General features: G+C 71.4%; 19 protein-coding genes and 1 tRNA gene. 17 read left to right on the top strand and 3 right to left on the bottom strand.

Features of this window, described 5'->3' with window-relative positions; translation table 11 throughout:
- Positions 1–90 precede the first annotated feature (90 nt).
- Positions 91–2,073: a CocE/NonD family hydrolase gene (locus QMK61_RS12875; RefSeq protein WP_302072620.1), complete on the top strand. Its 1,983-nt coding sequence runs from the start codon at positions 91–93 to the stop codon at positions 2,071–2,073.
- Between the two features lie 35 nt (positions 2,074–2,108).
- Here the strand turns inward: QMK61_RS12875 and QMK61_RS12870 are convergent, their stop codons facing one another.
- Complete coding sequence (locus QMK61_RS12870; RefSeq protein ID WP_302072619.1) at positions 2,109–2,567, bottom strand: cupin domain-containing protein; 459 nt, start codon at positions 2,565–2,567, stop codon at positions 2,109–2,111.
- A 23-nt stretch (positions 2,568–2,590) separates the two neighbouring features.
- Positions 2,591–3,388: an MBL fold metallo-hydrolase gene (locus QMK61_RS12865; protein ID WP_302072618.1), complete on the bottom strand. Its 798-nt coding sequence runs from the start codon at positions 3,386–3,388 to the stop codon at positions 2,591–2,593.
- Between the two features lie 110 nt (positions 3,389–3,498).
- Here QMK61_RS12865 and QMK61_RS12860 point away from each other — a divergent pair, with 110 nt between their 5' ends.
- The 14 genes from QMK61_RS12860 (at position 3,499) to QMK61_RS12795 (ending at position 22,279) form a co-directional block, all read left to right on the top strand.
- Positions 3,499–4,926 carry a PLP-dependent aminotransferase family protein gene (locus QMK61_RS12860; protein WP_302072617.1) on the top strand — a complete coding sequence of 476 codons (1,428 nt, stop codon included), beginning with the start codon at positions 3,499–3,501 and terminating at the stop codon, positions 4,924–4,926.
- 64 nt (positions 4,927–4,990) lie between these two features.
- The gene (locus QMK61_RS12855) at positions 4,991–5,416 is read left to right on the top strand and encodes a heavy metal-responsive transcriptional regulator (RefSeq protein ID WP_302072616.1); all 426 of its coding nucleotides are present in this window, start codon (positions 4,991–4,993) and stop codon (positions 5,414–5,416) included.
- Positions 5,413–7,998 carry a heavy metal translocating P-type ATPase gene (locus tag QMK61_RS12850; RefSeq protein ID WP_302072615.1) on the top strand — a complete coding sequence of 862 codons (2,586 nt, stop codon included), beginning with the start codon at positions 5,413–5,415 and terminating at the stop codon, positions 7,996–7,998. The genes QMK61_RS12855 and QMK61_RS12850 overlap by 4 nt, the downstream gene beginning before the upstream one ends.
- A 100-nt stretch (positions 7,999–8,098) precedes the next feature.
- Entirely contained in the window at positions 8,099–8,230 is a 132-nt protein-coding gene (locus QMK61_RS12845; protein WP_302072614.1) for a hypothetical protein, read from the top strand.
- A gap of 415 nt (positions 8,231–8,645) precedes the next feature.
- On the top strand, positions 8,646–9,926 hold the full coding sequence (gene folC, locus QMK61_RS12840) for a bifunctional tetrahydrofolate synthase/dihydrofolate synthase (RefSeq protein ID WP_302072613.1): 1,281 nt from the start codon (positions 8,646–8,648) through the stop codon (positions 9,924–9,926).
- 86 nt (positions 9,927–10,012) lie between these two features.
- On the top strand, positions 10,013–11,020 hold the full coding sequence (locus QMK61_RS12835; protein ID WP_302072612.1) for an SPOR domain-containing protein: 1,008 nt from the start codon (positions 10,013–10,015) through the stop codon (positions 11,018–11,020).
- A gap of 31 nt (positions 11,021–11,051) precedes the next feature.
- Positions 11,052–11,684, top strand: coding sequence for a CvpA family protein (locus QMK61_RS12830; RefSeq protein ID WP_302072611.1), 633 nt, complete (start codon positions 11,052–11,054; stop codon positions 11,682–11,684).
- A gap of 7 nt (positions 11,685–11,691) precedes the next feature.
- Positions 11,692–13,167, top strand: a complete 1,476-nt coding sequence (gene purF, locus QMK61_RS12825) for an amidophosphoribosyltransferase (RefSeq protein ID WP_302072610.1) — start codon at positions 11,692–11,694, stop codon at positions 13,165–13,167.
- A 65-nt stretch (positions 13,168–13,232) separates the two neighbouring features.
- Positions 13,233–14,042: a ferritin-like domain-containing protein gene (locus QMK61_RS12820; protein WP_302072609.1), complete on the top strand. Its 810-nt coding sequence runs from the start codon at positions 13,233–13,235 to the stop codon at positions 14,040–14,042.
- Between the two features lie 271 nt (positions 14,043–14,313).
- The gene (gene nirB / locus QMK61_RS12815) at positions 14,314–16,884 is read left to right on the top strand and encodes a nitrite reductase large subunit NirB (RefSeq protein WP_302072608.1); all 2,571 of its coding nucleotides are present in this window, start codon (positions 14,314–14,316) and stop codon (positions 16,882–16,884) included.
- Positions 16,885–16,888: 4 nt separating this feature from the next.
- Positions 16,889–17,239: a nitrite reductase small subunit NirD gene (nirD, locus tag QMK61_RS12810; RefSeq protein ID WP_302072607.1), complete on the top strand. Its 351-nt coding sequence runs from the start codon at positions 16,889–16,891 to the stop codon at positions 17,237–17,239.
- Positions 17,236–19,941, top strand: a complete 2,706-nt coding sequence (locus tag QMK61_RS12805; RefSeq protein WP_302072606.1) for a nitrate reductase — start codon at positions 17,236–17,238, stop codon at positions 19,939–19,941. Before nirD ends, QMK61_RS12805 begins: the two co-directional genes overlap by 4 nt.
- A 29-nt stretch (positions 19,942–19,970) precedes the next feature.
- A complete protein-coding gene (cysG, locus tag QMK61_RS12800) occupies positions 19,971–21,419 on the top strand; it encodes a siroheme synthase CysG (protein WP_302072605.1) in 1,449 nt (482 codons plus the stop codon).
- Positions 21,416–22,279 carry a uroporphyrinogen-III synthase gene (locus QMK61_RS12795; protein WP_302072604.1) on the top strand — a complete coding sequence of 288 codons (864 nt, stop codon included), beginning with the start codon at positions 21,416–21,418 and terminating at the stop codon, positions 22,277–22,279. The genes cysG and QMK61_RS12795 overlap by 4 nt, the downstream gene beginning before the upstream one ends.
- Positions 22,280–22,368: 89 nt before the next feature.
- Here QMK61_RS12795 and QMK61_RS12790 read toward each other — a convergent pair.
- Positions 22,369–22,445 (bottom strand) — tRNA-Pro (locus tag QMK61_RS12790).
- 153 nt (positions 22,446–22,598) lie between these two features.
- Between QMK61_RS12790 and hisS the strand changes: the two genes are divergently transcribed.
- Together hisS and QMK61_RS12780 are read left to right on the top strand one after the other, a co-directional pair.
- Positions 22,599–23,972, top strand: a complete 1,374-nt coding sequence (gene hisS / locus QMK61_RS12785) for a histidine--tRNA ligase (RefSeq protein ID WP_302072603.1) — start codon at positions 22,599–22,601, stop codon at positions 23,970–23,972.
- Positions 23,973–24,106: 134 nt separating this feature from the next.
- Positions 24,107–25,996: an aromatic amino acid ammonia-lyase gene (locus tag QMK61_RS12780; protein WP_302072602.1), complete on the top strand. Its 1,890-nt coding sequence runs from the start codon at positions 24,107–24,109 to the stop codon at positions 25,994–25,996.
- Positions 25,997–26,192 lie beyond the last annotated feature (196 nt).

Raw genomic sequence — 26,192 nt, 5'->3', positions numbered from 1 at the left:
CGCGTGCCGGACCTCGCCTATGCCCTTAGTCATGTTCCTTGGGCCTGCCGGCTGTCCGACACTCGGGGAACATTCGTAGGGGATTCGAGCATGCGCCTGAAACCGCTGGCTTCCGCCTTCGCCTGTGCGTGGGCGTCATCGCTGCTCGTGGCGACCCCGGCCGCCGCGCAACAGCCCCCCGATCCGCAGGCCCAGCTGATCGCCAAGCGCAACGCCATCGAGAAGGAGCTCGAGCAGGTCGCGGTGATCGACCGCAAGGTGATGGTGAAGATGCGCGACGGCAAGCTGATGGCCGCCGACATCTACCGCCCGAAGGGCGCGGGCAAGGTGCCGACCATCTTTTCGCGCACGCCGTACAACTTCAATTTCTGGGACGTGAAGCTCGGCGCACCGCGCGACATGACGCGCGAGCTCGAGGCGGTCAAGCACGGCTACGCCTACGTGGAGATGCAGGAGCGCGGCCACTTCTTCTCCGAGGGCAACTACGACATCCTCGGCATGCCGCTGAGCGACGCCAGCGACGAGCTCAGGTGGATGTCCTCGCAGCCGTGGTCCAACGGCAAGGTCGGCACCACCGGCTGCTCGTCGACCGCCGAATGGCAGCTCGCCGTGGTGGCGCAGGACGATCCCGCGCTGGCCACGTTCAACGTACAGGGTTTCGGCGCCGGCGTCGGCAAGGTCGGCCCGTACTACGAGCAGGGCAACTGGTACCGCGGCGGCGCGGTGCAGATGCTGTTCATTTCCTGGATCTACGATTACGGCATCCAGAACCAGACGCGGCCGCTGTTCCCGCACGGCACCTCGCAGGCGGACCTGGTCAACGCCTCGCACTTCTACGACCTCGCCCCGCAGATGCCGCCGGTCGACTGGAACAAGGCGTTCTGGCACCTGCCCGAGAAAGACATCATCAAGGCCGTGGGCGGCCCGCCGGGCATCTTCGAGACGCACATGCCGGTGGCCACCGGCGGCGACATGATCGCACGCACGCCCAACGATCCCGCCTGGTACAAGGGCGGGCTGTGGAACGAGAAGCTCAGGATCAGCAAGCCGGGCCTGTGGTTCATGAGCTGGTTCGACGTGTCCGTGTCGCCCAACCTCGCCGCCTACAACGAGGTGCGCCGCACCGCGCCGAAGGCCGTCGCCGACCAGCAGTACGCGATCATCGCGCCGGTGCTGCACTGCGCGTACACCCGCGCCAGCGAGCACACCATGATCGGCGACCTCGACGTGGGCGATGCGCGCTTCGACTACAACGACCTTGTCTACGGCTGGTTCGACCACTACCTCAAGGGCGAGGACAGCCCCATCCTGGCCAAGCAGCCCAGGGTGATGTACTACCTGATGGGCGCGAACCGCTGGAAAAAGGCCGACACCTGGCCGCCGGCCGGGGCCACGACGCGGGATCTCTACTTCGCCAGCGAGGGCCAGGCCAACACGCTCTACGGCAACGGCCGGCTGGTCGACGCGCCGCCCGCCGCGGACCATCCCGACACGTTCGTCTACGACCCGGAAAACCCCGTGCCCACCTTCGGCGGCGGCGGTTGCTGCCAGGGCTCGGCGGTGAAATTCGGCTCCTACGACCAGCGCCCGCAGGAAACCCGCAACGACATCCTGGTCTACGACTCCAGGCCTTTCGAGCAGGGCACCGAGGTCAGCGGGCCGATCACGGTGACGCTGTACGTTTCCTCGAGCGCGAAGGACACCGACCTCACCTTCAAGGTGATCGACGTGTACCCCGACGGCCGCGCGTTCAACATCACCGAGAACATCCAGCGCATGCGCTACCGCAACGGCTACGACAAGCCGCTGGCATGGATGTCGCCCGGCCAGGTGTACAAGGTCACCTTCCAGCCGATCGACACCAGCTACTACTTCAAGCCGGGGCACAAGCTGCGCGTGGACGTTTCCAGCAGCAACTTCCCGCGCTTCGACCGCAACCTCAACACCGGCGGCAACAACTACGACGAGGCCAGGGGCGTCATCGCCCGCAACGTGATCCATCACGACGCGCAGCATCCGTCCAAGGTCACCATCACGGTGGTGCCGGACGGGGAAGCCGGCGGGAACGGTTGAAGGCCGGCTGGACCAGGAGGCTGACCGGGCCCCGTTCAGTCGAACAGGTCCCGCACCGGCAACCCATGTTCGCGGCAATGGCGCTCGTAGTCCGCGCGCTGGGTGCCGGCGGTGGCGCGGAAGGTCACCACGTCGCCGGGGCCGAGGAACTCGACCGCGCCCATCACGACCACCAGCGCCAGCATCGGCTCGTCGCCCACGATCTTCCACCAGTCGACGTTGCCCGGCGGTTCGTAGACGTAGTCGCCGGGGCCGATCAGCTCGCCGGTGCACAGCTTGCGGGTGCCGGCGAGGTTCCAGGCGTGGATCTCGCCGGTATGGCGGTGCAGCGGCATCACCACGCCGGGTTCCATGCGCAGCAGCTCCACGAAGCCGCGGTCGTCGGCGAGGAAGCGCAGCGGGCTGGAGGACTTGCCGGGCGTGGAGGAGGGGACCCACGTGCGGTCGTCGGCGCGGCTGAAGCGCGCGGGCAGGTAGTCGTGCAGGCGGTTCATGCGGATGGACTCCCGTGTCGGACTCAGGCGGCCACGTCGGCCAGGTAGCGTGCGAACGAGGCGTCGACCGCCGCGCGGCCGCCGCCGATGATGTTGCGACCCCAGGTGTAGCCATACACGTCCTCGAACTGGAAGCCGGCGAGGCGCGCCTGCATGGCGCGTACCTCCGAGGTGGGCATCGGCATGTAGTTGGGGTAGCTGTGCATGAACGACACGCGGCGCCGGTTGCCGGCCACCTGCGGTGAATCGCCCGCCAGCAGCGCGCCGCCCGGGCGCGGGCCGTCCTTCCAGTGCAGCACGGTGCTGCCGGGGAAGTGGCCGCCGCTGCGGACCAGGGTCACCGCGTCGGAGAGACGGTGCTGGTCGCCGCGCCAGAAGCGGATGGCGGGCGAGGGGCGGCGCACCCAGGCGCGGTCCGCCTCGTGCAGCAGGATCGGCACGCCGCCCAGCGCCTCGCTCCATTCCAGCATCGAGGCGTAGAAGTGCGGGTGCGAGATCGCGATCAGGTCCACGCCGCCGCGCGACTTCAACGCGGCGACGGCGTCGTCGGTGACCAGGCTCAAGGCTTCCCACAGGATGTTGCCGGCGTCGCTGGGTACGTACAGCGCGCGCTGGTGGATCGCGAAGGCGGGCGACAGGCCGATGCCGAGCAGGCCATCGTCGTCGTCCAGCCGCAGCGTATGCGTGGCCTTCAGCGCCTCGTGGGTGGTCCAGGCCTGGCCGCCGGTGCCGACGTACTGGCGCTCGTCCTCGCACACCGGGCAGTGCGCGGGGGTGTTCGGGTACTGGGTGCCGCAGGTTGCGCAGATCGACAGGGTCATGGCCGGGCTCCATGGGGCGGGGATCGATTCGGGGCCCACTCTAGGCGTAATCTGGACCCTTGGTTGATCCATTTTCGCAGAATGTTATGGAGCCAGTTTTTTCCTTTCCGGTGACCGTTCCGCGTGCGCGCGGCGAGCGCACCCGCGCACTGCACGAGCAGTTGCGCGCGGCGATCCTCGACGGCCGCCTGCCGGTCGACGAGCCGTTGCCCGCCACGCGCCGGGTGGCCGAGGCGCTGGGCGTGGCGCGCAACACGGTGGTCGCCGCCTACGACCTGCTGGTCGCCGAGGGCTACCTGGTGCCGCGCCAGGGGGCGCGGCCGCGGGTGGCCGGGATCGCGCGCCGTCCGCCGCGTCCCGGGCGCGCCATGGCGGCCGGCACGGCCCCGCGTTTCGCGCCGGCCTGGCGCACGCCGTTCCTGCGTCCCTCGCCGCCGCGCGTGCTGCCGGCGCAGAACTTCCGGCTCGGCCTTCCCGACCATCGCCACTTCCCGCACGCCCTCTGGCGGCGGCTGATGGCGCGCGAGTTGCGCCGGCTCGCACGCGAGCCGTTCGCCTATCCACCGTCGCAGGGCATCGAGGCGCTGCGCGGGGCGATCGCGCAACACGTGGCGTTCGCCCGCGCGGTGGCCTGCGCGGCGGACGACGTGGTGGTCACCTCCGGTGCGCAGCAGGCCTTCGACCTGGTCGCCCGCCTGCTGGTCACGCCGGGGCAGACCCGAGTGGCAGTGGAAGAACCCGGCTATCCGCCGGTGCGCGCCGCCTTCGCCGCCGCCGGCGCGCGGCTGGTGCCGATCCCGGTGGACGACGAAGGCCTGCGCGTGGAACGGCTGCCCGACGACGCACGCATCGTCGTCGTCACGCCCTCGCACCAGTCGCCCACCGGCGTGGCGATGTCGCTGCGCCGGCGCGCCGAGCTGCTCGACTTCGCGCGCCGCCGCGGCGCGGTGGTGGTGGAAGACGACTACGATGGCGAGTTCCGCTTCGGCGGCCGTCCGCTGGACGCCCTGCAGACGCTGGACCGCGACGGCCGGGTGTTCTACGTGGGCACCTTTTCCAAGAGCCTGTTCCCCGCGCTGCGCAAGGGCTTCGTGGTGGCGCCGGCATGGGCGCGCGACGGGCTGGCGATGGTCAAGCATTGCTGCGACTCCCACTGCGACCTCGTCACCCAGTCCGCGCTGGCGGCCTTCATCCGCGACGGCCACCTCGCCCGCCACGTGCGCCACATGCGGCCGATCTACGCGGCGCGGCGCGAGGCCTTGCTGGACGGACTGCGCCATGAACTGGGCGAATGGCTGGAGCCGATTCCTTCCGAAGCCGGCCTGCACCTCGCCGCGCGCCTGCGCGACCCCGCGGCGGCGTCGCGGCTGCTGCCGGTGGTGCTGCGCCACGCGCCGGGCGCGGAGTCCACCGCGGACTACGCCATGACGCGCCGGGTGGAGCCGGCGGTGACCTTCGGCTACGGAGTGATCGACACGGCGGAAATCGCGGCGGCGCTGGCGCGGATGCGGCGGGCCTTGCGCAAGGTCTACGGCTGACCCGGCGATCGACTGTCGATGGAAGCTTGACTCTGGACCTTGATCAAGGCTCTAGACTTAAGCCATGAACACGCAAACCGTCTCCCTCACCATCGGTGCCGTCGCCAAGCGCGTCGGCGTGGCCATCGACACCATCCGCTACTACGAGCGCGAAGGCCTGCTGCCGGAACCGCTGCGGCGCGCCTCCGGCTACCGCAGCTACGGCGAGGACGCCGTCGCGCAGTTGCGCTTCATCCGCCGAGCCAAGGACCTCGGCTTCACGCTAGAGGAGATCCGCGAGCTGCTGGCGCTGTCCGCGGATCGCCAGCGCGGGGTGAAGGCGGTGAAGCAGCGCGCGCAGAAGCGGCTGGCGGCGATCGAACAGCGCATCGCCGAGCTGCAGCGCGTGCGCGATGGGCTGGCGCAGCTGGTGGCCTCGTGCCCGGGCCACGGCAAGCCGGAGGAATGCCCGATCCTGCGCGCGCTGAGCAGCGAGGAGGCGCCGGAATGAACGCCCACGCCTGTTGCCACGGCGCCAGCCCGGCCGCCACGGCGGTCGATCCGGTCTGCGGCATGAACGTGGACCCCTCCGCCACGCCCCATCGGTCCACGCATGCGGGGCGCCCGTTCCATTTCTGCTGCGGCGGTTGCAAGGCGAAGTTCGACGCGGCGCCGGCGGCGTACCTGCACGAAGGGCGGGACGGCCCGGCGGACGGCTGTTGCTCGTCGAAGGCCGCCACGGCATCGACGTCGCACAGGCAGCCGCACGATTCCCGCCGCGACCACGCGCAGCATGCCCACAGGGCGAAGGACCCGGTCTGCGGCATGGACGTCGACCCGCATGCCACGCCGCACCACGCCGAGCATGGCGGCCACGCCTGGCACTTCTGCTCGGCGCGCTGCCGCGAAAAATTCGTGGCCGATCCATCGGCGTACCTCGGCGATCCCCGGCCCGCGCCGCCCGCGCCCGCCGGGACGATCTACACCTGCCCGATGCACCCGGAAGTACGGCAGGTCGGCCCCGGCGACTGCCCCAAATGCGGCATGGCGCTGGAACCAATGATGCCCAGCCTGGATGAGGACGATGGCGGCGAACTGCGCGCGATGGCGCGCCGCTTCCGGACACTGCTGGCGCTGACCGCGCCGGTGTTCCTGCTGGCGATGGGGCCGCACCTGTCCGGCGGCTGGCGCCTGCCTTCGCCGTGGGACGGCGTGACGGGCTGGATCGAGGCGCTGCTGTCCACCGTGGTGGTGGTGTGGGGCGGCGCGCCGTTCTTCGCGCGCGGCTGGCGCTCCCTCAAGCCGTGGTCGCCCAACATGTACACCCTGATCGCGCTGGGCACCGGCGTGGCCTGGGTCTACAGCATGGTGGCCTTCCTGGCGCCCGGCATCTTCCCGGAGGGCTTCCGCGATGCGCATGGCCGCGTGGGCGTGTACTTCGAGTCGGCCGCGGTGATCGTGACCCTGGTGTCGCTGGGCGACTTCCTGGAGCTGCGCGCGCGCCGCCGCACCGGCTCGGCGCTGAAGGCGCTGCTGGGACTGGCACCGAAGACCGCGCGCCGCATCAAGGCCGACGGCAGCGAGGCCGACGTGCCGCTGGACGAGGTGTGCGCCGGCGACACCCTGCGCGTGCGCCCCGGCGAAAAGGTGCCGGTGGATGGCGAGGTGCTGGACGGCACGAGCCACGTGGACGAATCCATGCTCACCGGCGAGCCGATGCCGGTGGCGAAAGGCCGGGGCGACGCGCTGGCCGGCGGCACGGTGAACCGCGACGGCGCGCTGGTGATGCGCGCGAGGAAGGTCGGCGGCGAGACCCTGCTGGCGCAGATCGTGGCCCTGGTGGCGCAGGCGCAGCGCAGCAAGGCGCCGTTGCAGCGCGCGGCCGACAAGGTGGCGGCGTGGTTCGTGCCCGCGGTGGTGCTGGCGGCGGCGCTGGCCTTCGCGGCCTGGGCGGTGCTGGGGCCGTCGCCGCGGCTGGCGCATGCGCTGATCGCCGCGGTGTCGGTGCTGATCATCGCCTGTCCCTGCGCGCTGGGGCTGGCCACGCCGATCTCGATCATGGTCGCCAGCGGTCGCGCAGCGCAGCACGGCGTGCTGTTCAAGGATGCCGGCGCCATCGAGGCGTTGCGCGACATCGACACCCTGGTGCTGGACAAGACCGGCACGCTCACCGAAGGACGCCCTGCGTTGCGCGACGTGGTGCCGCTGGGCGCGTGGCCGCGCGAACGCCTGCTGGCGCTGGCCGCCGCACTGGAGCGCTCCAGCGAGCACCCGCTGGCGCATGCGGTCGTCACGGCCGCGCAGGCCGAGCGCGTGCCCGTGCTGCAGTCCACGGGCTTCCGCGCGCTGGCCGGGCGTGGCGTCAGCGCCACGGTGGACGGCCACGCGGTGGCGCTGGGCAACGCGAAGCTGCTGGCCGGACTCGGGGTCGTCCTCGACGATGCGGCGCACGCCCGTGCCGAGGCGCTGCGCAGCGATGGCGCCACGGCGATGTTCCTCGCCATCGACGGCGCGCCGGCCGCGGTGCTGGCGGTGGCCGACCGCATCAAGCCGGACGCGGCCAGGGTCGTCGCGGACCTGCACGCCGCCGGCCTGCGCCTGGTGATGCTCAGCGGCGACAGCGCCGCCACGGCAGAGGCGGTGGCGCACGAGCTGGGCATCGACGAGGTGCGCGCCGAAGTGTCGCCGGCGGACAAGGCGGCGGCCGTGAACGCACTGCGCGCCGAAGGCCGCCGGGTCGCGATGGCGGGCGACGGCATCAACGACGCACCCGCGCTGGCCGCCGCCGACGTCGGCATCGCCATGGGCAACGGCACCGACGTGGCGATGGAAAGCGCGCAGGTGACCCTGGTGAGGGGCGAGTTGGGCGCGATCCTGCGCGCGCGGCGGCTGTCGCAGGCCACGGTGCGCAACATCCGCCAGAACCTGTTCTTCGCCTTCGTCTACAACGGCGTCGGCGTGCCGCTGGCGGCCGGCGTGCTGTACCCGGTGCTGGGTCTGGTGCTGTCGCCGATGATCGCCGCGCTGGCGATGAGCCTCAGCTCGGCGTCGGTGGTGGGCAACGCGCTGCGGCTGCGCAAGCTGGCCTTGTGACGCCTGTCATCGCCGACCGCTGACGCCTGCTTCTGCCGGCGTCGCGGCGCGCCGCGGAAGATGTCTCCCGTAGTCCGAAACCCATCGAGGAGATATCGCCATGAACGCCATCGCCGCCTTGCACCACCGCCTGGATCGCCATCTGCCGCTGCTGGTCGCCGTGGTCGCGACCGCATGGATGCTGTTCGGTTGCGCCTGGTCGCTGTACGCCTTCGCCCATCCTCTGCGTTGAGGGGAGCCTTTCCCAGCACCATCCCGGCCTCACCGTTGTCCCAGCCTGCCGTCATTCCAGCATTCGCCCACTGCTGTCTGTTGATGCCGGCCAAGAGCTTGCGTCGAAGATGAGCAAACAGGCGTGCGGGTAAGACTGCCGTTTGCTTCGAAGGGGAAGCGGGGCAGCCCCCTCCCCTGCGTGCAGGGGAGAGTTGGGGAGGGGTACTTTGGACTTGAAAGCCAAGGCGTGACCCCCTCCCGGCCTCCCCCTGCACGCAGGGGGAGGAGCTCATCCAGCGGCAGGAAATATTCCGGACAACAGTGGGCTTTCGCTGGAGTGACGGCCTTGGCGACTGCCGCCAGGGTGGTTGGATGCCTTAAGCTTTGCCGCTCCCGGCCGCCGGGCGGCCGCATTTCCCCACCGAAGCAACCGCATGTCCCGCACCCTCGCCGAATGGCTGGCGTACCAGGAGCGCGTCCACCCGCGCAGCATCGAACTGGGCCTGGAGCGCGTGCGCGAGGTGTGGCGGCGCATGGGCGCGCCGGCGCCGGCGAAGCGGGTGGCCACGGTGGGCGGCACCAACGGCAAGGGTTCCACCGTGGCGCTGCTGGAAGCCATGCTGCGCGCGGCCGGGCGGCGCGTGGGCAGCTACACCTCGCCGCACCTGCTGCGCTACAACGAGCGCATCCGCATCGACGGCGCCGAGGCGGACGACGCGGCGCTGGTCGCCAGCTTCGAGCGCATCGAGGCGGCGCGCGGCGAACTGCCGCTCACCTATTTCGAATTCGGCACGCTGGCCGCGCTGGACCTGTTCGCCCGCGCCGGGCTGGACGCGGCGGTGCTGGAAGTGGGCCTGGGCGGCCGGCTGGACGCGGTGAACATCGTCGACGCGGACGTGGCCGTGGTCACCACCGTGGACCTGGACCACATGGACTGGCTGGGCCCGGACCGCGACAGCATCGGGCGCGAGAAGGCCGGCATCGCCCGGGTGGGGCGCCCGGTGGTGGTGGGCGAGGACGATCCGCCGGCCGGCCTGCTCGACGCGCTGGCCGCCTGCGGCGCGCGCGTCGAGCGCGCCGGGCTGGATTTCCACGTCGAGCGCCATGCGCACGGCTGGCGCTGGCGCCATCGCGACGGCACCGTGCTGGAACTGCCCGACCCCGCGCTGGCCGCGCCGGTGCAGTACGCCAACGCCGCCGCCGCCGTGGCGGCGCTGCACGCGCCGATGGCGGACGGCATGCCCTGGCTGTCGCCCGACGCGTTGGCCGTCGCCGCTGCTGCCGGCCTGCACGATGCGCGGGTGCCGGCGCGCCTGCAGGCGCTGGGCGGCGACCCGGCGCTGTTCGTGGACGTGGGCCACAACCCGCAGGCCGCCCGCGCGCTGGCGGCCTGGCTGGACGCGCAGCCGCCGACGCGCACGCACGCGGTGTATGGCGCGCTGTCGGACAAGGACGTGGCCGGCGTGCTCGCGGCGCTGGGCACGCGCGTCGCGCACTGGCACCTGGCCGGGCTGGAGCGCGACACCCCGCGCGGCCTGCCGGCGGCGGCGCTGGCCGACACGCTGGCGCGCACGCTGCCGCAGGCCTGCTTCGATGCGCACGGCGACGTGGCGGCGGCGCTGGCCGCGGCGCTGGCCGCGGCACGGCCGGGCGAGCGCATCCTGGCTTTCGGCTCGTTCTTCGTGGCGGGTGCGGTGCTGCAGCGCCCCGCCTGAATCGCTTTGCGGCGCAAGGCCGTAAAGCCCGGTGCGGACAGGTATAATTCGCGGGTCATGCCGTTTCGCCGCCTTGGAGTGAACTCTTGAACACACGTCTGCTGGGAGCTGCCGTCCTGATCGCCTTGGCGGTGCTGTTCGTGCCGATGTTCTTCTCCAGCAAGCCGCCGGCGGCCGGGGCGGACCAGTCGTCGGTGAGCCTGGCGATCCCGCCGGCGCCCGACAGCGACCTGCAGACCAAGACCATGAGCCTGGTGCCCGGCGGCGCGGCCAGCGCGTCGGCGCCGGCCGCGGCGACGTCCAGCGGCACGCCGGGGCATCCGGTGATCCCGCTGGAATCGGCCACCGGGACGACCACCACGCCGGGCGCGGGCAGCCAGCTGGCCACGGTGAACATCGCTTCCAACCGCCCGCGCGACGTGGGCACCGACGCGGCCGCGCCGGGCCGTGCGCAGGGCGCCACGCCGCCGGCACCCGCCGCGGCCGCGCCGGCGCAGCCCGTGGCCAAGTCGCCCACGCCGGCACCGGTCCAGCCCGCACCCGCACCGGCGCCCGCCACGGCGGCGCGCGGCCATTTCACGCTGAACCTCAGCGCATATTCCGCCAGTGGCGCGCAACGCCTGATCGAGCGCGTGAAGGCGCTGGGCTATCCGGCGGGCGGGCATGCCATCCAGCGCGCCGGCCAGTCGCTGACCCTGGTCAGCGCCGGTCCGTTCGACACCCGCGCGGCGGCGGAAGCGGCGCGGTTGAAGATCCTGCAGTCGATCCCGGGCGCGCCGGTCCACCTGGAAAGCGGCGCCAGCACGCCGGACGGCGATGCCCCGTCGCCCGCGCCGGCGGCCGCCGGCCATGCCCGTGCCGGCGGCTGGGCGGTGCAGGTGGCCGCAATGGGCAGCCAGGCGGACGCCAACGCGCTGCGCGACAAGCTGCGCGCGGCCGGCTTCGACGGCTTCGTGGACTCGGTGAACGCGGGCGGCAAGCGGCTGTGGCGCGTGCGCGCCGGCCCGCAGACGCAGCGCGCCGACGCGGTGCGCGTCCGCGACCAGATCAAGGCGAAGCTGGGCCTGGCCGGCAACGTCGTCGGCGTGCCCTGAGCGCGGTTTCCTTTTCCAACGGCGGATGCCCGTGAGCTGGATCGACTACACCATCGTCGGCGTGCTTGGCCTGTCGGTGCTGATCGGCCTGTGGCGCGGGCTGGTCTCCGAGGTGCTGGCGCTGGTCACCTGGATCGCCGCGTTCTGGGTGGCCTGGACGTTCGGGCCGGCGGTGACCGCGCATTTCGAGCACAGCATCGAGGTGCCGGTGGTGCGGCTGGCGGTGGGCTACGGCCTGTGTTTCCTCGCCGTGCTGGTGCTGGGTGCGCTGGTGCGCTTCGTGGTGCACCGGCTGGTGGAAGGCACCGGGCTGGGCGGCACTGACCGCCTGCTCGGCATGCTGTTCGGCTTCGCGCGGGGCGTGCTGCTGGTGACCCTGGTGGTGTTCCTGTGCGGTTTCACCACCTTCACCCACGAGCCGTGGTGGCAGCGCTCGGTGCTGCTGCCGCAGTTCCAGGTGGCCGCCGCCTGGCTGGGCGAGCGCCTGCCCGAAAGCGTGCGCGAACACCTGCACCCGGTCGCGGTGCCCGACCATCTTCCGGCGTTGCCGGTTTCCCTGCCGGCCGGCGTCCAGCCGGCCCATGGAGAAACGGCATCGCCGCCACCATCTTCCACCCAGGCCGCCGTGGCGCGGCCGGTGGCAACGGCCAACAGCAGCAGGTAGCAGTTCCATGTGCGGAATCATCGGCATCGTCGGTACCACCGAAGTGGCATCGGCCCTCTACGACGGCCTCACCGTGCTGCAGCACCGCGGCCAGGACGCGGCGGGCATCGCCACCGTGGACGGGGCGCGGCTGCGCCTGCACAAGGGCAACGGCCTGGTGCGCGACGTGTTCAACCAGCGCGCGATGAGCGGGCTGCGCGGGCGCGTGGGCATCGGCCACTGCCGCTATCCCACCGCCGGTTCCGAGGGCGCGGAGGAGGCGCAGCCGTTCTACGTGAACTCGCCCTACGGCATCGCCTTCGCGCACAACGGCAACCTGGTGAACACCGAGGCGCTGCGCAAGGAGATGTTCGAGGACGACCGCCGCCACATCAACACGGATTCGGACTCGGAGATCCTGCTCAACGTGCTGGCGCACGAGCTGCAGATCCAGGAGCGCATGGCGCTGACGCCCGACCACATCTTCAAGGCGGTGGCCGCGGTCCATGCGCGCGCGCGCGGCGGCTATGCCTGCATCGCGCTGCTGCTGGGCTACGGCCTGCTGGCGTTCCGCGACCCGCACGGCATCCGCCCGCTGGTGCTGGGCGAGCGCGTCACCGCCGAGGGGCGCGAGTACGCGGTGGCGTCCGAGTCGGTGGCGCTGGACGTGCTGGGCTTCAAGCGCCTGCGCGACGTGGCGCCGGGCGAGGCGGTGTTCATCACCGACGACGGCCAACTGCACACGCGCCGCTGCGCCGACGGCGCCACGCACGCGCCATGCATCTTCGAATACGTGTACCTGGCGCGACCGGACTCGATGATCGAGAACGTGTCGGTGTACAAGGCGCGCCTGCGGATGGGCCAGAAGCTGGCCGAGAAGATCCTGCGCGAGCGGCCGGACCACGGCATCGACGCGGTGATCCCGATCCCCGACACCGCGCGCACCGCCGCCAGCGCGCTGGCCGAGGTGCTGGGCGTGCCGTTCCGCGAGGGCTTCGTCAAGAACCGCTACGTGGGCCGCACCTTCATCATGCCGGGGCAGGGCGACCGGGTGAAGTCGGTGCGCCGCAAGTTGAACGCGATCGACCTGGAGTTCCGCAAGAAGAACGTGTTGCTGGTGGACGATTCCATCGTGCGCGGCACCACCTCGCGGCAGATCATCCAGATGGCCCGCGACGCCGGCGCGAAGCAGGTGTACTTCGCCTCCGCCGCGCCGCCGGTGCGCTACCCCAACGTGTACGGCATCGACATGCCCTCGGCCACGGAACTGGTGGCGGCGGGCAAGACCGAGCGGGAAGTCGAGGCGATGCTCGGTGCCGACTGGCTGATCTACCAGAACCTGGACGACCTGGTGTGGGCGGTGCAGGACGGCAACGAGGAACTGAAGCAGTTCGACGCCTCCTGCTTCAATGGCGAATACGTCACCGGCCTCGACAAGAACTACCTGCAGCAGATCGAGATGCTGCGCTCGGACGACGCCAAGGCCGCGCGCCGCAGCGCGTGACGTGTTTTTCCCCTCTCCCCTCCGGGGAGGGGGCAGGGTGAGGGGCGGGTGCTCGCGAAAACTCCATGACCGACCTCCACCTCACCGCCAAGGCCTGCCTCGACGCCAGCGACCCGGCCGAAAAGCTGCGCCTCACCCATGCCGCCTGGGCCGCGGTGCAATCGGGCGAACTTCGCCCCGATCCGTCCTCGCCGCTACCCGGGCCGGTCGGCACTCCCGGCCGCCCCGCCAGGCCGCGCCTGGTCAACGCCCGCCAGGTCCCGCAACGCGGCCTGGGCACGGCCGAAGGTCGCGCCGCCCTGGTGCACGCGGTGGCGCACATCGAATTCAACGCGATCAACCTGTCCTGGGACGCGGTCTACCGCTTCCGCGACATGCCCGACGGCTACTACCGCGACTGGGCCAGCTGCGCCCACGACGAGGCGCGTCACTTCGCGCTGCTGTCCGCGCGACTGGCCGAACTGGGCCACGCCTACGGCGACTTCGACGCCCACAACGGCCTGTGGGAGATGGCCGAAAAGACCGCCCATCACGACACCGCGCGCATGGCCCTGGTGCCGCGCGTGCTGGAAGCGCGCGGCCTGGACGTGACGCCGGGCATGATCGAGCGCCTGCGCCACGCTGGCGACGAACGCACCATCGCCGTGCTGGAGGTGATCCTGCGCGAGGAAGTGGCCCACGTGGCGGCCGGCACACGCTGGTACCGCTGGTGCTGCGAGCGCGACGGGATCGATCCTTTCGAGACCTTCTTCGGCCTGCTGCGCGACTACCTGGGCGTGAGCCTGCGCGGCCCCTTCAATCGGCCCGCGCGGCTGGAGGCCGGTTTCGTCGAGGACGAGCTGGATCGGCTGGCGGCGCTGGCCGTGGCAGGCTGAACCGGCACCCGTTCCGTCCCGCCTGCCTGCCCGGCGGAAGGCGTTGGCAGCGCATCTGCCCGAGGGTTTGCCGCACTGCGATGGTGCAAGTTGGCGTGCGCCGATCCATCGCTGGTGCACCAGGACCGTCGATCTGATGGGCTTTTCCCGTTGATTTCCCGCTTTCGCGGGAACGCGCCTGATGGCATGCGTGTTGCAGGACAGCACATGCCGGCGGGCCGCATGGCCCGGCCGGCATGGCCATCGACTGATTCGGCGGGAGGTCATCGGCATGACGATGAAACTGGTGGTGGTGGGCAACGGGATGGTCGGCCACAGGCTGCTGGAGGAGCTGGCGGCCTTGCCGTCGTCGGGTCTCGACGTCACGGTGCTGTGCGAGGAGACCCGTGCCGCCTATGACCGCGTCCACCTGTCGGAATACTTCGCGGGCAAGAGCGCCGACGATCTTTCGCTGGTGACGCCCGGCTTCTTCGAGCGGAACGGCATGCGCCTGCGCCTGGCCACGCGCGCGGTGGGCATCGACCGCGCGATGAAGCGCGTGACGACCGATGGCGGCAACGTCGTTCCCTACGACAAACTGGTGATCGCCACCGGCTCGACGCCGTTCGTGCCGGCGATCCCGGGCAACGACCGCCCCGGCTGCCTGGCGTACCGCACGCTGGACGACCTCGATGCGCTGGTGCGATGGGGCGGCCAGTCGAGGCACGGCGTGGTGGTGGGCGGCGGCCTGCTCGGCCTGGAGTGCGCCAAGGCGCTGCGCGACCTGGGGCTGGAGACGCACGTCGTCGAGTTCGCCTCCCGGCTGATGGCCGTGCAGGTGGACGACATCGGCGGACAGATGCTGCGACAGGCCATCGAGGAACTCGGCCTGGTGGTGCACACCGGCAAGAACACGTTGCGGATCGACGACGGCGAAACGCGCCGGCATCGCATGGTGTTCGCCGACGGCGGCCATCTGGAGACCGACCTGATCGTGTTCTCCGCCGGCATCCGCCCGCGCGACGAACTGGCGCGGCTGAGCGGGCTGGGCGTGGGCCAGCGCGGCGGCATCATGGTCGACAACTTCTGCCGCACGCGCGACCGAGACGTCTACGCCATCGGCGAGTGCGCGCAATGGGGCGGCAAGGTGTTCGGCCTGGTGGCGCCCGGCTACGAGATGGCGCGCGTGGTGGCGAAGCACCTGGGCGCGCTGCTGACGCGCCGGCAGGCCGCGGAGCTGCCGGAGTTCGCCGGCGCGGACATGTCGACCAAGCTCAAGCTGATGGGCGTGGACGTGGCCAGCATCGGCGACGCGCACGGCGCCACGCCGGGCAGCCGCAGCTACCAGTTCAGCGACGGCCGCCGGCAGGTCTACAAGAAGCTGGTGGTGTCCGGGGACGGCCGGCGCCTGCTCGGCGGCGTGCTGGTGGGCGACGCCAGCGACTACGGCCAGCTGCTGCAGATGATGCTCAACGGCCTGGAACTGCCCGAGTCACCCGAGTCGCTGATCCTCCCCGCCCTCGACGGCAAGCCCAAGGCGGGGCCGGCGGTGGATGCGCTGCCGGCGTCGGCGCAGGTCTGTTCCTGCAACAACGTCAGCAAGGGACAGTTGTGCGCGGCGGTGGCGGCGGGCGCCGATACCATCGACGCGCTCAAGCAGGCGACGCGCGCCGGCACCAGTTGCGGCGGCTGCGTGCCGCTGGCGACGCAGATCATGAAAGCGGAGCTGCAACGCCAGGGGCTAGCCGTGGACAACCGCCTCTGCGAGCACTTCGCCCACTCGCGGCAGGAGCTGTACCACCTCGTGCGCGTCGGGCGCATCAAGCGTTTCGACGATCTGCTGGCACGCCATGGCCGAGGCCTGGGCTGCGACATCTGCAAGCCCGCGGTGGCGAGCATCCTGGCGTCGTGCTGGAACGAATTCGTGTTGCAGCAGGAACATGCCGCGCTGCAGGATTCCAACGACTACTTCCTCGCCAACATCCAGAAGGACGGCAGCTACTCGGTGGTGCCGCGCATGCCCGGCGGCGAGGTGACGCCCGAAGGCTTGATCCGGATCGGCGAGATCGCGCGCAAGCACGGCCTCTACACCAAGCTCACCGGAGGCCAGCGCGTGGACATGTTCGGCGCGCGGCTGGAGCAGTTGCCGCTGGTGTGGGAAGAACTGATCGCGGCGGGCTTCGAGTCGGGGCACGCCTACGGCAAGTCGCTGCGCACGGTGAAGTCCTGCGTGGGCTCCACCTGGTGCCGCTACGGCGTGCAGGACTCGGTGGGCATGGCGATCGGCCTGGAGCACCGCTACAAGGGCCTGCGCTCGCCGCACAAGCTAAAGTTCGGCGTCTCCGGCTGCGCGCGCGAGTGCGCCGAGGCGCAAGGCAAGGACGTGGGCGTCATCGCCACCGAGCACGGCTGGAACCTCTACGTGTGCGGCAACGGCGGCATGAAGCCGCGGCACGCCGAACTGCTGGCGGGCGACCTCGATGCGGACACCCTGGTCCGTTACATCGACCGTTTCCTGATGTTCTACATCCGCACCGCCGACCGCCTGCAGCGCACCAGTACGTGGCGTGACAACCTCGAAGGCGGCTTGGACTACCTGCGCGACGTGGTCGTCCACGACAGGCTGGGCATCGCCGCCGAGCTGGAGTCGGAGATGCGCCAGGTGATCGACGCCTATGCCTGCGAGTGGAAGAAGGCCGTGGACGACCCGCAGGTGCGTGCCCGCTTCCGCCACTTCGTCAACAGCGAGGCCGCCGACGACCAGGTGGCCTTCGTGCCCGTGCGCGGGCAGGTCCGCCCCGCGACGGCGGAGGAGAAGCGCGGCCGCCTGGGCGGCATTCCCGTCGTGGTCGAAACGGAGTGAGCCGATGAACAGCATCACAGCCAGCAGCGAATGGACGTCCGTCTGCCGGATCGGGGAGATCGTGCCCGATACCGGCGTCTGCGCCCTGGTGCAGGGCGAGCAGGTCGCGGTGTTCCGGCTCGCCGGCGACGCGCTCTACGCCATCGACAACATCGACCCGGACAACGGCGCGGCCGTGCTTTCGCGCGGCCTCACCGGCAGCCTGGGCGAGCGCGTCGTGGTGGCTTCGCCGATCCACAAGCACCACTTCGACCTGCGCACCGGCGAGTGCCTGGAGGCGCCGCAGCACGGCGTGCGCGTGTGGAAGGTCCGTGTCGACGGCGACCTCGTGCAGGTCGGGCGCGGGGACCGGTGAGCGCCCGGGTCGCCACCACGTGCCCCTATTGCGGCGTCGGTTGCGGCGTGCTGGCCGGCGTCGATGCCGCCGGCGCGGTGGACGTCGCCGGCGACCCGCGGCACCCTTCCAACCGCGGGCGGCTGTGCGTGAAGGGCGCCGCCCTGGGCGAGACGACGGACCTGCGGGGCCGCCTGCTGCACCCGCGGATGCGCGGCGCGGACGGCGGCATGCACCAGGCAAGCTGGGACGCGGCCCTCGACCGCGTCGCGTCGGGCTTCCGCCGCGTGGTCGACGAGCACGGCCCCGACGCGGTGGCGTTCTACGTGTCCGGGCAATTGCTGACCGAGGACTACTACGTCGTCAACAAGCTGGCCAAGGGTTACCTCGGCACCGCGAACGTCGATACCAACTCCCGCCTGTGCATGTCCTCGGCGGTGGCGGCGCACCGGCGCGCGTTCGGCGAGGACCTGGTGCCGGGGTGCTACGAAGACCTGGAGCAGGCCGAGCTGGTGGTGCTGGTGGGGTCCAACACCGCGTGGTGCCATCCGGTCGTGTTCCAGCGCATCGTCAAGGCCAGGGAGGGCGGCGCGAAGCTGGTGGCGATCGATCCGCGCCTCACGGCCACCGGCGAATCGGCCGACCTACACCTGCCGCTCAGGCCGGGCACCGACGCATGGCTGTTCAACGGCCTGCTGATGTTCCTGTTCCAGCATGGCGTGATGGACGTCGGCTTCGTCGATGCCCATACCCGCGGGCTCAACGCCGCGCTGGCGGCCGCGGGGGCCGATGCCGGCGACCCGGCGCAGGTGGCGCGCATCTGCGGCGTGCAGTTGGCGGACCTGCTGGCGTTCTACCGGCTGTTCGCCCGCCACGAGCGCGTCGTCACCGTGTTCTCGCAGGGCGTGAACCAGTCGTCCAGCGGCACCGACAAGGCCAACGCCATCATCAACTGCCACCTGATCGCCGGGCGCCTCGGCAGGCCGGGCACGGGGCCGTTCTCGCTCACCGGGCAACCCAACGCGATGGGCGGGCGCGAGGTGGGCGGCCTGGCGAACATGCTGGCCGCGCACATGGAGCTGGACGATCCGGTGCACCGCGCCATCGTGCAGGGCTACTGGTCCTCGCCGCGCATCGCCGCGAAGCCCGGGCTGAAGGCGGTGGCGCTGTTCGACGCCGTGCTCGAAGGGAAGGTCAGGGCGCTGTGGATCATGGGGACGAACCCGGTGGTCAGCCTGCCCGACGCCGACCGCGCGAGGCGCGCGCTCGAGGGCTGCGAACTGGTGGTGTGTTCCGACATCGTCGAGCGCACCGACACCACGGCGCATGCGCACGTGTTGCTGCCGGCGCTGGGCTGGGGCGAGAAGGACGGCACCGTGACCAGTTCGGAGCGGCGCATCTCGCGCCAGCGGCCGTTCCTGCCCGCCCCGGGCGAGGCGCGGGCGGACTGGAGCATCGTGTGCGAGGTGGCGCGGCGGCTCGGCTTCGCGGACGGCTTCCGTTTCGAGGGGCCGCGCGACATCTTCGTCGAACATGCCGGGCTCACGGCCTGGCGCAACCAGGCCCCCGGCGGCGACGGCATGCCCGCGGCGCGACGGTTGCTGCACCTCGGCGCGCTGGCGTCGCTCACGCCCGCGGCCTACGACGCGCTGGAACCGGTGCAGTGGCCGCTGCGCGCCGACGGCACGGGCACGGCGCGGCTGTTCGCGGACCGCAGCTTCGCGCACGCCGCCGGCCGCGCGCGCTTCGTCGCCGTGTCGGCACGCGCGCCCGGCAACGCCGTCGAACGCGAGTACCCGCTGGCGCTCAACACGGGCCGCGTGCGCGACCAGTGGCACACCATGACGCGCACCGGCAAGTCGCCGCGGCTCGCCGTGTACGCCAGCGAGCCGTTCGTGGACATGCACCCGCACGACGCCCTGCGCAGCGGCGTGCGCGAGGGCGAACTCGCCCGCGTGCGTTCGCGCTGGGGCTCGATGGTGGCGCGCGTGCGCCATGGCGGCGGCATCCTGGCGGGCACGGCGTTCGCACCGATCCACTGGAACGGCCAGTTCGCGTCCGATGCGCGCGTCGGCGGCCTGGTGAACCCGGTGCTCGATCCCGTGTCCGGCCAGCCGGAATTCAAGCACACGCCGGTGCGGGTCGAGCCGTTCCCGGTGCGCTGGTACGGCTGCGCGTTCTCGCGCGACGATCTGCCGGCCGCGCCGCTCGACTACTGGACGGCGATCCGCGGCGAGCGCTTCCTGCGCTACGAGATCGCGCACCGCGAATGGCCACGGGACTGCGGCGCCTGGGCCAGGGCATGGCTGGGCGCGCATGCGGCCGATGCCGACTGGCTGGAACACGCGGACCGCGACGCCGGCGTCTATCGCGCGGTGCGCCTGGCGCAGGGTCGCATCGAGGCCTGCGTGTTCCTGTCCGCGCGTCCCGCACTGCCGCCGCGCCCATGGCTGGCCGGATTGTTCGCGCGAGACCGCCTGGAGGAAGCAGACCGCGCGGCCCTGCTGGCGGGCGAGCCGCCGGGCGGGGACGTCGATCCCGGCCCGGTGGTGTGCGCGTGCTTCGGCGTGGGGCGGAACACCATCCGCGAAGCCATCCGCGCCGGCACGCTGGATACGCCGTCGCAGGTCACTGCGGCGCTGCGCGCGGGCGGCAATTGCGGCTCGTGCATCCCGGAACTGCGCAGGCTGGTCACCGAGGCGCACGCCGGGTCCGACACCTGAAACGAAGCGACGGCAAACCGGAGAGTCCCATGAAGAAGCCGTATCCACTCTTCGCCGACCTGCATGGACTGCCGGTGCTGGTGGTCGGCGGCGGCGCGGTCGCCCGGCGCAAGGCGGCGGCCCTGCTCGAGGCGGGGGCGCGGGTCACCGTGGGCGCGCCGCGGCTGGACGCGGAGCTGGCGCAGTGGGCGGACGACGGACGCATCGCGTGGCGCCGCGGCGGGTTCGTGCCGGACTGGCTCGACGGCATGTGGCTGGCGATCGCCGCCTCCGGCGACCGCGCGCTCAACGCATCGGTCGCGGCGGCGGCGGATGCGCGGCGGATCTTCGCCAACGTGGTGGACGATGCCGCGCTGTCGCGCTTCCACGTGCCCGCGGTGGTCGATCGCGCGCCGCTGGTGGTGGCCGTCTCCACGGCGGGGGCGGCGCCGGCGCTGTCGCGCCGCGTGCGCGAGACGCTGGAGCGCACGCTGGACCACGCGCTGGGTGCGCTGGCGGCGCTGGCGCAGCGCCACCGCGCGCGCATCCTGCGATGCCACGCCGACCTTGCCGGCCGCCGGGCATTCTACGACTGGCTGCACGACGGGCCGGTGCTGCCTTTGCTGCGCAACGCTCGTCCGCGCGAGGCGGAGCAGGCGCTGCTCGCCGCGCTGGAGGCCGGTACCGGGGCGCCGCGCAAGGGTTCGGTGGCGCTGGTCGGCGCCGGTCCCGGCCATCCCGGCCTGCTTACCTTGCAGGCGCTGCGTGTCCTGAACGAGGCGGACGTGATCCTGCACGACCAACTGGTGGGCCGCGGGATCCTGGCGCTGGCCCGCCGCGACGCCGAGCGCATCGACGTGGGCAAGCGCTGCGGTGGCCGCCGCGTGACGCAGGAGCGGATCCACCGCCTGATGCTGGCGCATGCGCGGGAAGGGCGACGCGTGGTGCGCCTGAAGGGCGGCGACCCCTTCGTGTTCGGCCGCGGCGGCGAGGAACTGGCCTTCCTGCGCCGCCATGGCGTCACCTGCGAGGTGGTGCCGGGCATCACCGCCGCGCTGGCGTGCGCCGCGTTCGCCGGCGTCCCGCTGACCCATCGCGGGCTTGCGCAATCGGTCTGCCTGCTCACTGCGCACGGCAAGGACGCCGCCGACACCCTGGACGCGGCCGCGCTGGCCGACGCGCGGCAGACGCTGGCCGTCTACATGGGCGTGGAGCGGGTCGAGGCGCTGGCGGCGAGGCTGCTGGCGCTTGGCCGAGCGGCGGACACGCCGGTGGCGATCGTCGAGAACGGCAGCCTGCCGGAGCAGCGGGTGATCGCCGGAGTGATCGGCGACCTGCCGCAGCTGGCGAAGCGGCACCGCGTCCGCTCGCCGGCGTTGTTGATCGTTGGCGCGGTCGCCGCCTGTGCGCGGGAGCATGCCTGGTTCGGCGAGCCCCCTGCTGCGCCCGCAACGACCGCGCCCGCGGCATGCCTGGCCGCGGTGGAGGCGGATGGATGACGGGACGCGTCGCGCCCGCCACGGCCATGGCGGCGCTGGCGGGCCGCTGCATCGCGGTCCCCGAGTCGCGGGAGCTGGACGTCTTCGCCGCGCTGCTCGAGCGCCACGGCGCCTCCGTGTTGCGCTGTCCATTGGTGGATATCCGCGATGCGCCCGATCCGGCGCCGCTGCTCGACTGGCTGGGGCGGTTCAACGCATGCGCGTGCGACGACCTGCTGCTGCTCACGGGCGAGGGCCTGCGCCGGCTGCTTGGCGTCCTCGACACGTACCGGCCGGCGTGGCGGCCACGTTTCGTCCAGCGCCTGGGCGAGGCGCGCATCGTCGCGCGCGGGCCCAAGCCGGGCAGGGTGTTGCGCGAGCTTGGCCTGCGGCCCTCGCTGGTTGCCGACCCCGCCACCACGGCCGGCGTGATCGCCTGCCTCCGAAGCCTGGATCTGCGCGGACGCCGCGTCGGCGTGCAGCTGTACGGCGATGATCCCAATGCGCCGCTGATGGCGTTCCTGGCCGAAGCCGGCGCCCGTACGCTGCCCGTCGCGCCTTACCGCTATGCCGACGCCAGCGACGACGCGCAGGTGCTGGCGATGGTCGAGCGCATCGCACGGGGATCGATCGACGCAATCGCCTTCACCAGCATGCAGCAGGTCGAGCGCCTGTTCCGGCTGGCGGCCGCGCACGATGCCCTCGCCTCGTTGGAAAAGGCCCTGGCCGGGACCGTGGTGGCCGCCGTCGGGCCGCTCGTCGCCGGCGCGCTGGCCAGGCATGGCGTGCAGGTCCAGGCTTGCCCGGACGGCAGCTACTACATGAAGCCGCTGATGCGCAGCCTGGTCGATGCGCTGGGGCGGCGCGCAAGGGTACGGTGACCGTTGCCGCGGGCCGGTGGCCGCCGGAACCGCCACGAAAAAAGCCCTGGAGGCACGGCCGGTGCTTCCAGGGCTTTTCGCTTTGATCTTGGTCGGGGAGACAGGATTTGAACCTGCGACTTCTACGTCCCGAACGTAGCGCTCTACCAGGCTGAGCTACACCCCGCGGGAGCCGCGTATCTTAGTGTCCCCGCACCGACTTGGCAACAGGCCATGGCGGCTTTCCCGTGCCGGCGCCCGGCCGGGGAAAGGCGGCCATCTGCTACCCTATGCGGCTGCCGTCGCACGGCTTTCCGTCACTGCACAATCTGAGGATTCCATGGCGCTTACCCCGGCCCGCACCATGCCCGGCGTGCTCGAGCTGCTGCCGCTCGACCAGATCGCGTTCCAGCGCATGCTCGACACGATCCGCCGCAACTACGAGCGCTTCGGCTTCCTGCCGGTGGAGACCCCGGCGATCGAGTTCTCCGACGTGCTGTTGACCAAGACCGGCGGCGAGACCGAGCGGCAGGTGTACTTCGTGCAGTCCACCGGCGCGCTGGCGAAAGAGGGCACGCCGGAGCTGGCGCTGCGCTTCGACCTCACCGTGCCGCTGGCGCGCTACGTGGCCGAGCACGAGCATGACCTCAGCTTCCCGTTCCGCCGCTACCAGATGCAGCGCGTGTACCGGGGCGAGCGCGCCCAGCGTGGCCGCTTCCGCGAGTTCTACCAGTGCGACATCGACGTCATCGGCAAGGACGGCCTGTCGGTGCGCTACGACGCCGAGATCCCGGCGGTGATCTACAGCGTGTTCCGCGAGCTGGACATCGGCCCGTTCACCATCCAGCTCAACAACCGCAAGCTGATGCGCGGCTATTTCGAGAGCCTGGGCATCGCCGATGGCGAGCGGCAGATGCTGGTGCTGCGCGAGGTGGACAAGCTGGACAAGCGCGGCGCCGACTACGTGCGCGATACGCTCACCGGCGAAGGCTTCGGCCTGTCCGCCGAGGTGGCGGGGAAGATCCTCGACTTCGTGCAGGTGCGCTCCACCTCGCTCGAGGACGCCTTCGGCAAGCTCGACGCGCTGGGCAGCGGCCCCGAGGCGCTGGAGCAGGGGCGGGCGGAACTGAAGGAGGTGCTGGGCCTGATCCGCGACTTCGGCGTGCCGGAATCGCACTTCGCGCTGAACCTCTCGATCGCGCGCGGCCTGGACTACTACACCGGCACGGTCTACGAGACCACGCTCAACGAACACCCGCAGATCGGCTCGATCTGCTCCGGCGGACGCTACGAGAACCTGGCCAGCCAGTACACCAAGTCGAAGCTGCCGGGCGTGGGCATCTCCATCGGCCTCACGCGCCTGTACTGGCAGTTGCGCGATGCCGGCCTGGTCGACACCGCGCGCAGCACGGTGGACGTGCTGGTGACGCAGATGGACGAGGCGCGGATGCCGGCCTACCTGGCCCTGGCCAGCGAGCTGCGCGGCGCCGGCATCGCCACCGAGGTGGTGCTGGAAGGCGGCAAGCTGGGCAAGCAGTTCAAGTACGCCGACCGCGCCGGCATCCGCTTCGTCGTGGTGCTGGGCGAGGACGAGCTCGCCAAGGGCGTGGTCACGGTGAAGGACCTGCGCCGAGAGGACCAGTTCGAGGTGGCGCGCACCGAGCTGGTCAAGACCCTGCGGGTGGAACTGGAGCAGGCGGCGGCGATGGGGTGAGAGCAGGGGCGAGGGATGATGCCGGCGCATCAGATCATCCCCCGCCGCCATTCCCGCGCGAGCGGGAATCCATCCTGCTCCCAGACGACCCGCGCCAGGCACCGCAGCGCGGCATCCAACAAGGCGGAACATCAGTGGACAAGATCATTCTCGACGGCAGCAGCTTCACCCGCGAACAGCTGGTGGCGGTGGCAAGGCACGGGGCGCAGGTGGCGCTGGACGAGGCGCAGCTCGGGCGCGTGCGTCGCGCCGCCGATTTCCTCGCCGACAAGGTCAGCTGCGGCGAGCCCACCTACGGCGTCACCACCGGCTTCGGCAGCAACGCCGACAAGCTGCTGGGCGCGCACCGCGTGCGCGACGAGCTGCCGGGCGGACATCCCCATCGGCCGCAGGGCACGCTGATGGAGGAGCTGCAGCACAACCTGATCACCACCCATGCCGTGTGCGTGGGCAAGCCGTTCGCGCCGGACGTGGTGCGCGCGATGCTGGCGATCAGGGTCAACACGCTGATGCGCGGCCATTCCGGCATCCGGGTGGAGACGCTGCAGGCGCTGGCGGCGATGCTCAACGCGGGCGTGGTGCCGGTGGTGCCGGAGAAGGGTTCGGTCGGCGCGAGCGGCGACCTGGCGCCACTGTCGCACCTGGCGATCGTGCTGCTCGGCGGCGGCGAGGCGTTCTACCGGGGCGAACGCCTGCCCGGTGGCGAGGCGCTGAAGCGGGCCGGCCTCGAACCGGTACGCCTGTCGTTCAAGGAGGGCCTGGCGCTGAACAACGGCACCGCGCAGATGCTCGCCACCGCGACCCTGGCGCTGGACGACCTGGACTACCTGCTCGGCCTGGCCGACCTCGCCGCGGCGATGACGCTGGACGCCTTCGCCGGCCGCAGCGGCGCCCTGCGGCCGGAAGTGCACGCGCTGCGCCCGCACCCGGGCCAGGTCGGGACCGCCGCGCACGTGCGCGCGCTGCTGGAAGGCTCCACGCTGGTGGACATTCCCTACCACCTGGTGCCGCGCTTCAAGCCGTGGAGCGCCGAGGCGTGGAGCACGCCGGAAGACCAGGCGCTGTCCTTCGACATCGGCTGGGACTGGGTGCCGGCCAACCAGCGCCACGGCCGCGAGGCGTTCTACGCGCGCTTCCTGCCGTTCAAGGGCGGCAAGAAGCACCAGCCGCAGGACGCCTACTGCCTGCGCTGCATGCCGCAGGTGCACGGCGCGGTGCGCGACGCCTGGGCGCAGGCCTGCCGCGTGATCGACATCGAGCTGAACGCGGTGACCGACAACCCGCTGGTCTTCCCGGACGCGGAGGGCGCGCAGTTCATCGAGGACCAGGTGATCTCGGCCGGCCATTTCCACGGCATGCCGCTGGCGCTGGCGATGAGCTACGTGAAGGCGGCGATCCCGGTGCTGGCCTCGATCTCCGAGCGGCGGCTCAACAAGCTGGTCGACCCGGCCACCAACGACGGCCTGCCGGCTTTCCTCACCGGCAACGAGGACGGCACCGATTCCGGCTTCATGATCGTGCAGTACACCGCCGCGGCGCTGGTCAACGACCTCGCCACCCGCGCGCATCCGGCCAGCGTGTATTCCGTGCCGACCAGCGCGAACGCCGAGGACCACGTCTCGATGGGCGCCAACGAGGCGCGCCACGTGCTGGAGATGATGGACGACCTGGGCCACGTGATCGCGCTGGAGCTGTATACCGCCGCGCAGGCGCTGGATTTCCGCCAGGAAATGCTCAACGCCGCCCGCCGGCTGGCCGCGCGCGGCGACTGGCAGGCGCTGGCGTCCAAGGTGGCCAACGCGCCGCGCGAGGACCATCCGCAACATGCACAGTTCGTCGGGGAAGTGCGTGCGCTGGTCTCGGCACTGGCCCATGCGGGCGATTTCCACGCCGGTTCTGCGGTGCGTCGCGCGCACGATGAGCTGCGCCGGCACATCGGCTTCATGCACCGCGACCGGGCGATGGACGGCGACGTGCGCACGGTGTGCGAGCTGGTGCGCGAACGGGCGCTGCGGCCGGACTGACCCGTGGCTGGGCGAGGCATGGACGAGGGCGGCCCACGGGCCGCCCTTCTTCATTTCAGGCTGGCTTCAATGCCTTCGCTGGTCCACGCCGAAGCGTGATGCAAAAAAGTATCAGCAGCCCAGGCGGGTTCGACATGCGCCGGTATTTTCCGGAACTTGGCCCGGCTTCCTGCGCGAGGTTGCCTCCCCGAGTCGC

It is taken from the genome of Fulvimonas sp. R45, from assembly GCF_030504985.1.
In the GTDB taxonomy this organism is placed as follows: domain Bacteria; phylum Pseudomonadota; class Gammaproteobacteria; order Xanthomonadales; family Rhodanobacteraceae; genus Rhodanobacter_A.
Note: the sequence above shows the minus strand (reverse complement) of the source record. Positions and strands in the feature narration are given on the sequence as shown.

Bases quoted from the DNA above. Each gene is read 5' to 3' on its own strand.
- QMK61_RS12820 (WP_302072609.1), top strand. From the start codon at position 13,233: ATGACCGACCTCCACCTCACCGCCAAGGCCTGCCTCGACGCCAGCGAC.
- folC (WP_302072613.1), top strand. From the start codon at position 8,646: ATGTCCCGCACCCTCGCCGAATGGCTGGCGTACCAGGAGCGCGTCCAC.
- QMK61_RS12870 (WP_302072619.1), bottom strand. From the start codon at position 2,567: ATGAACCGCCTGCACGACTACCTGCCCGCGCGCTTCAGCCGCGCCGAC.
- QMK61_RS12850 (WP_302072615.1), top strand. From the start codon at position 5,413: ATGAACGCCCACGCCTGTTGCCACGGCGCCAGCCCGGCCGCCACGGCG.
- QMK61_RS12875 (WP_302072620.1), top strand. From the start codon at position 91: ATGCGCCTGAAACCGCTGGCTTCCGCCTTCGCCTGTGCGTGGGCGTCA.
- purF (WP_302072610.1), top strand. From the start codon at position 11,692: ATGTGCGGAATCATCGGCATCGTCGGTACCACCGAAGTGGCATCGGCC.
- cysG (WP_302072605.1), top strand. From the start codon at position 19,971: ATGAAGAAGCCGTATCCACTCTTCGCCGACCTGCATGGACTGCCGGTG.
- QMK61_RS12865 (WP_302072618.1), bottom strand. From the start codon at position 3,388: ATGACCCTGTCGATCTGCGCAACCTGCGGCACCCAGTACCCGAACACC.
- QMK61_RS12845 (WP_302072614.1), top strand. From the start codon at position 8,099: ATGAACGCCATCGCCGCCTTGCACCACCGCCTGGATCGCCATCTGCCG.
- QMK61_RS12795 (WP_302072604.1), top strand. From the start codon at position 21,416: ATGACGGGACGCGTCGCGCCCGCCACGGCCATGGCGGCGCTGGCGGGC.
- nirD (WP_302072607.1), top strand. From the start codon at position 16,889: ATGAACAGCATCACAGCCAGCAGCGAATGGACGTCCGTCTGCCGGATC.
- nirB (WP_302072608.1), top strand. From the start codon at position 14,314: ATGACGATGAAACTGGTGGTGGTGGGCAACGGGATGGTCGGCCACAGG.
- QMK61_RS12855 (WP_302072616.1), top strand. From the start codon at position 4,991: ATGAACACGCAAACCGTCTCCCTCACCATCGGTGCCGTCGCCAAGCGC.
- hisS (WP_302072603.1), top strand. From the start codon at position 22,599: ATGGCGCTTACCCCGGCCCGCACCATGCCCGGCGTGCTCGAGCTGCTG.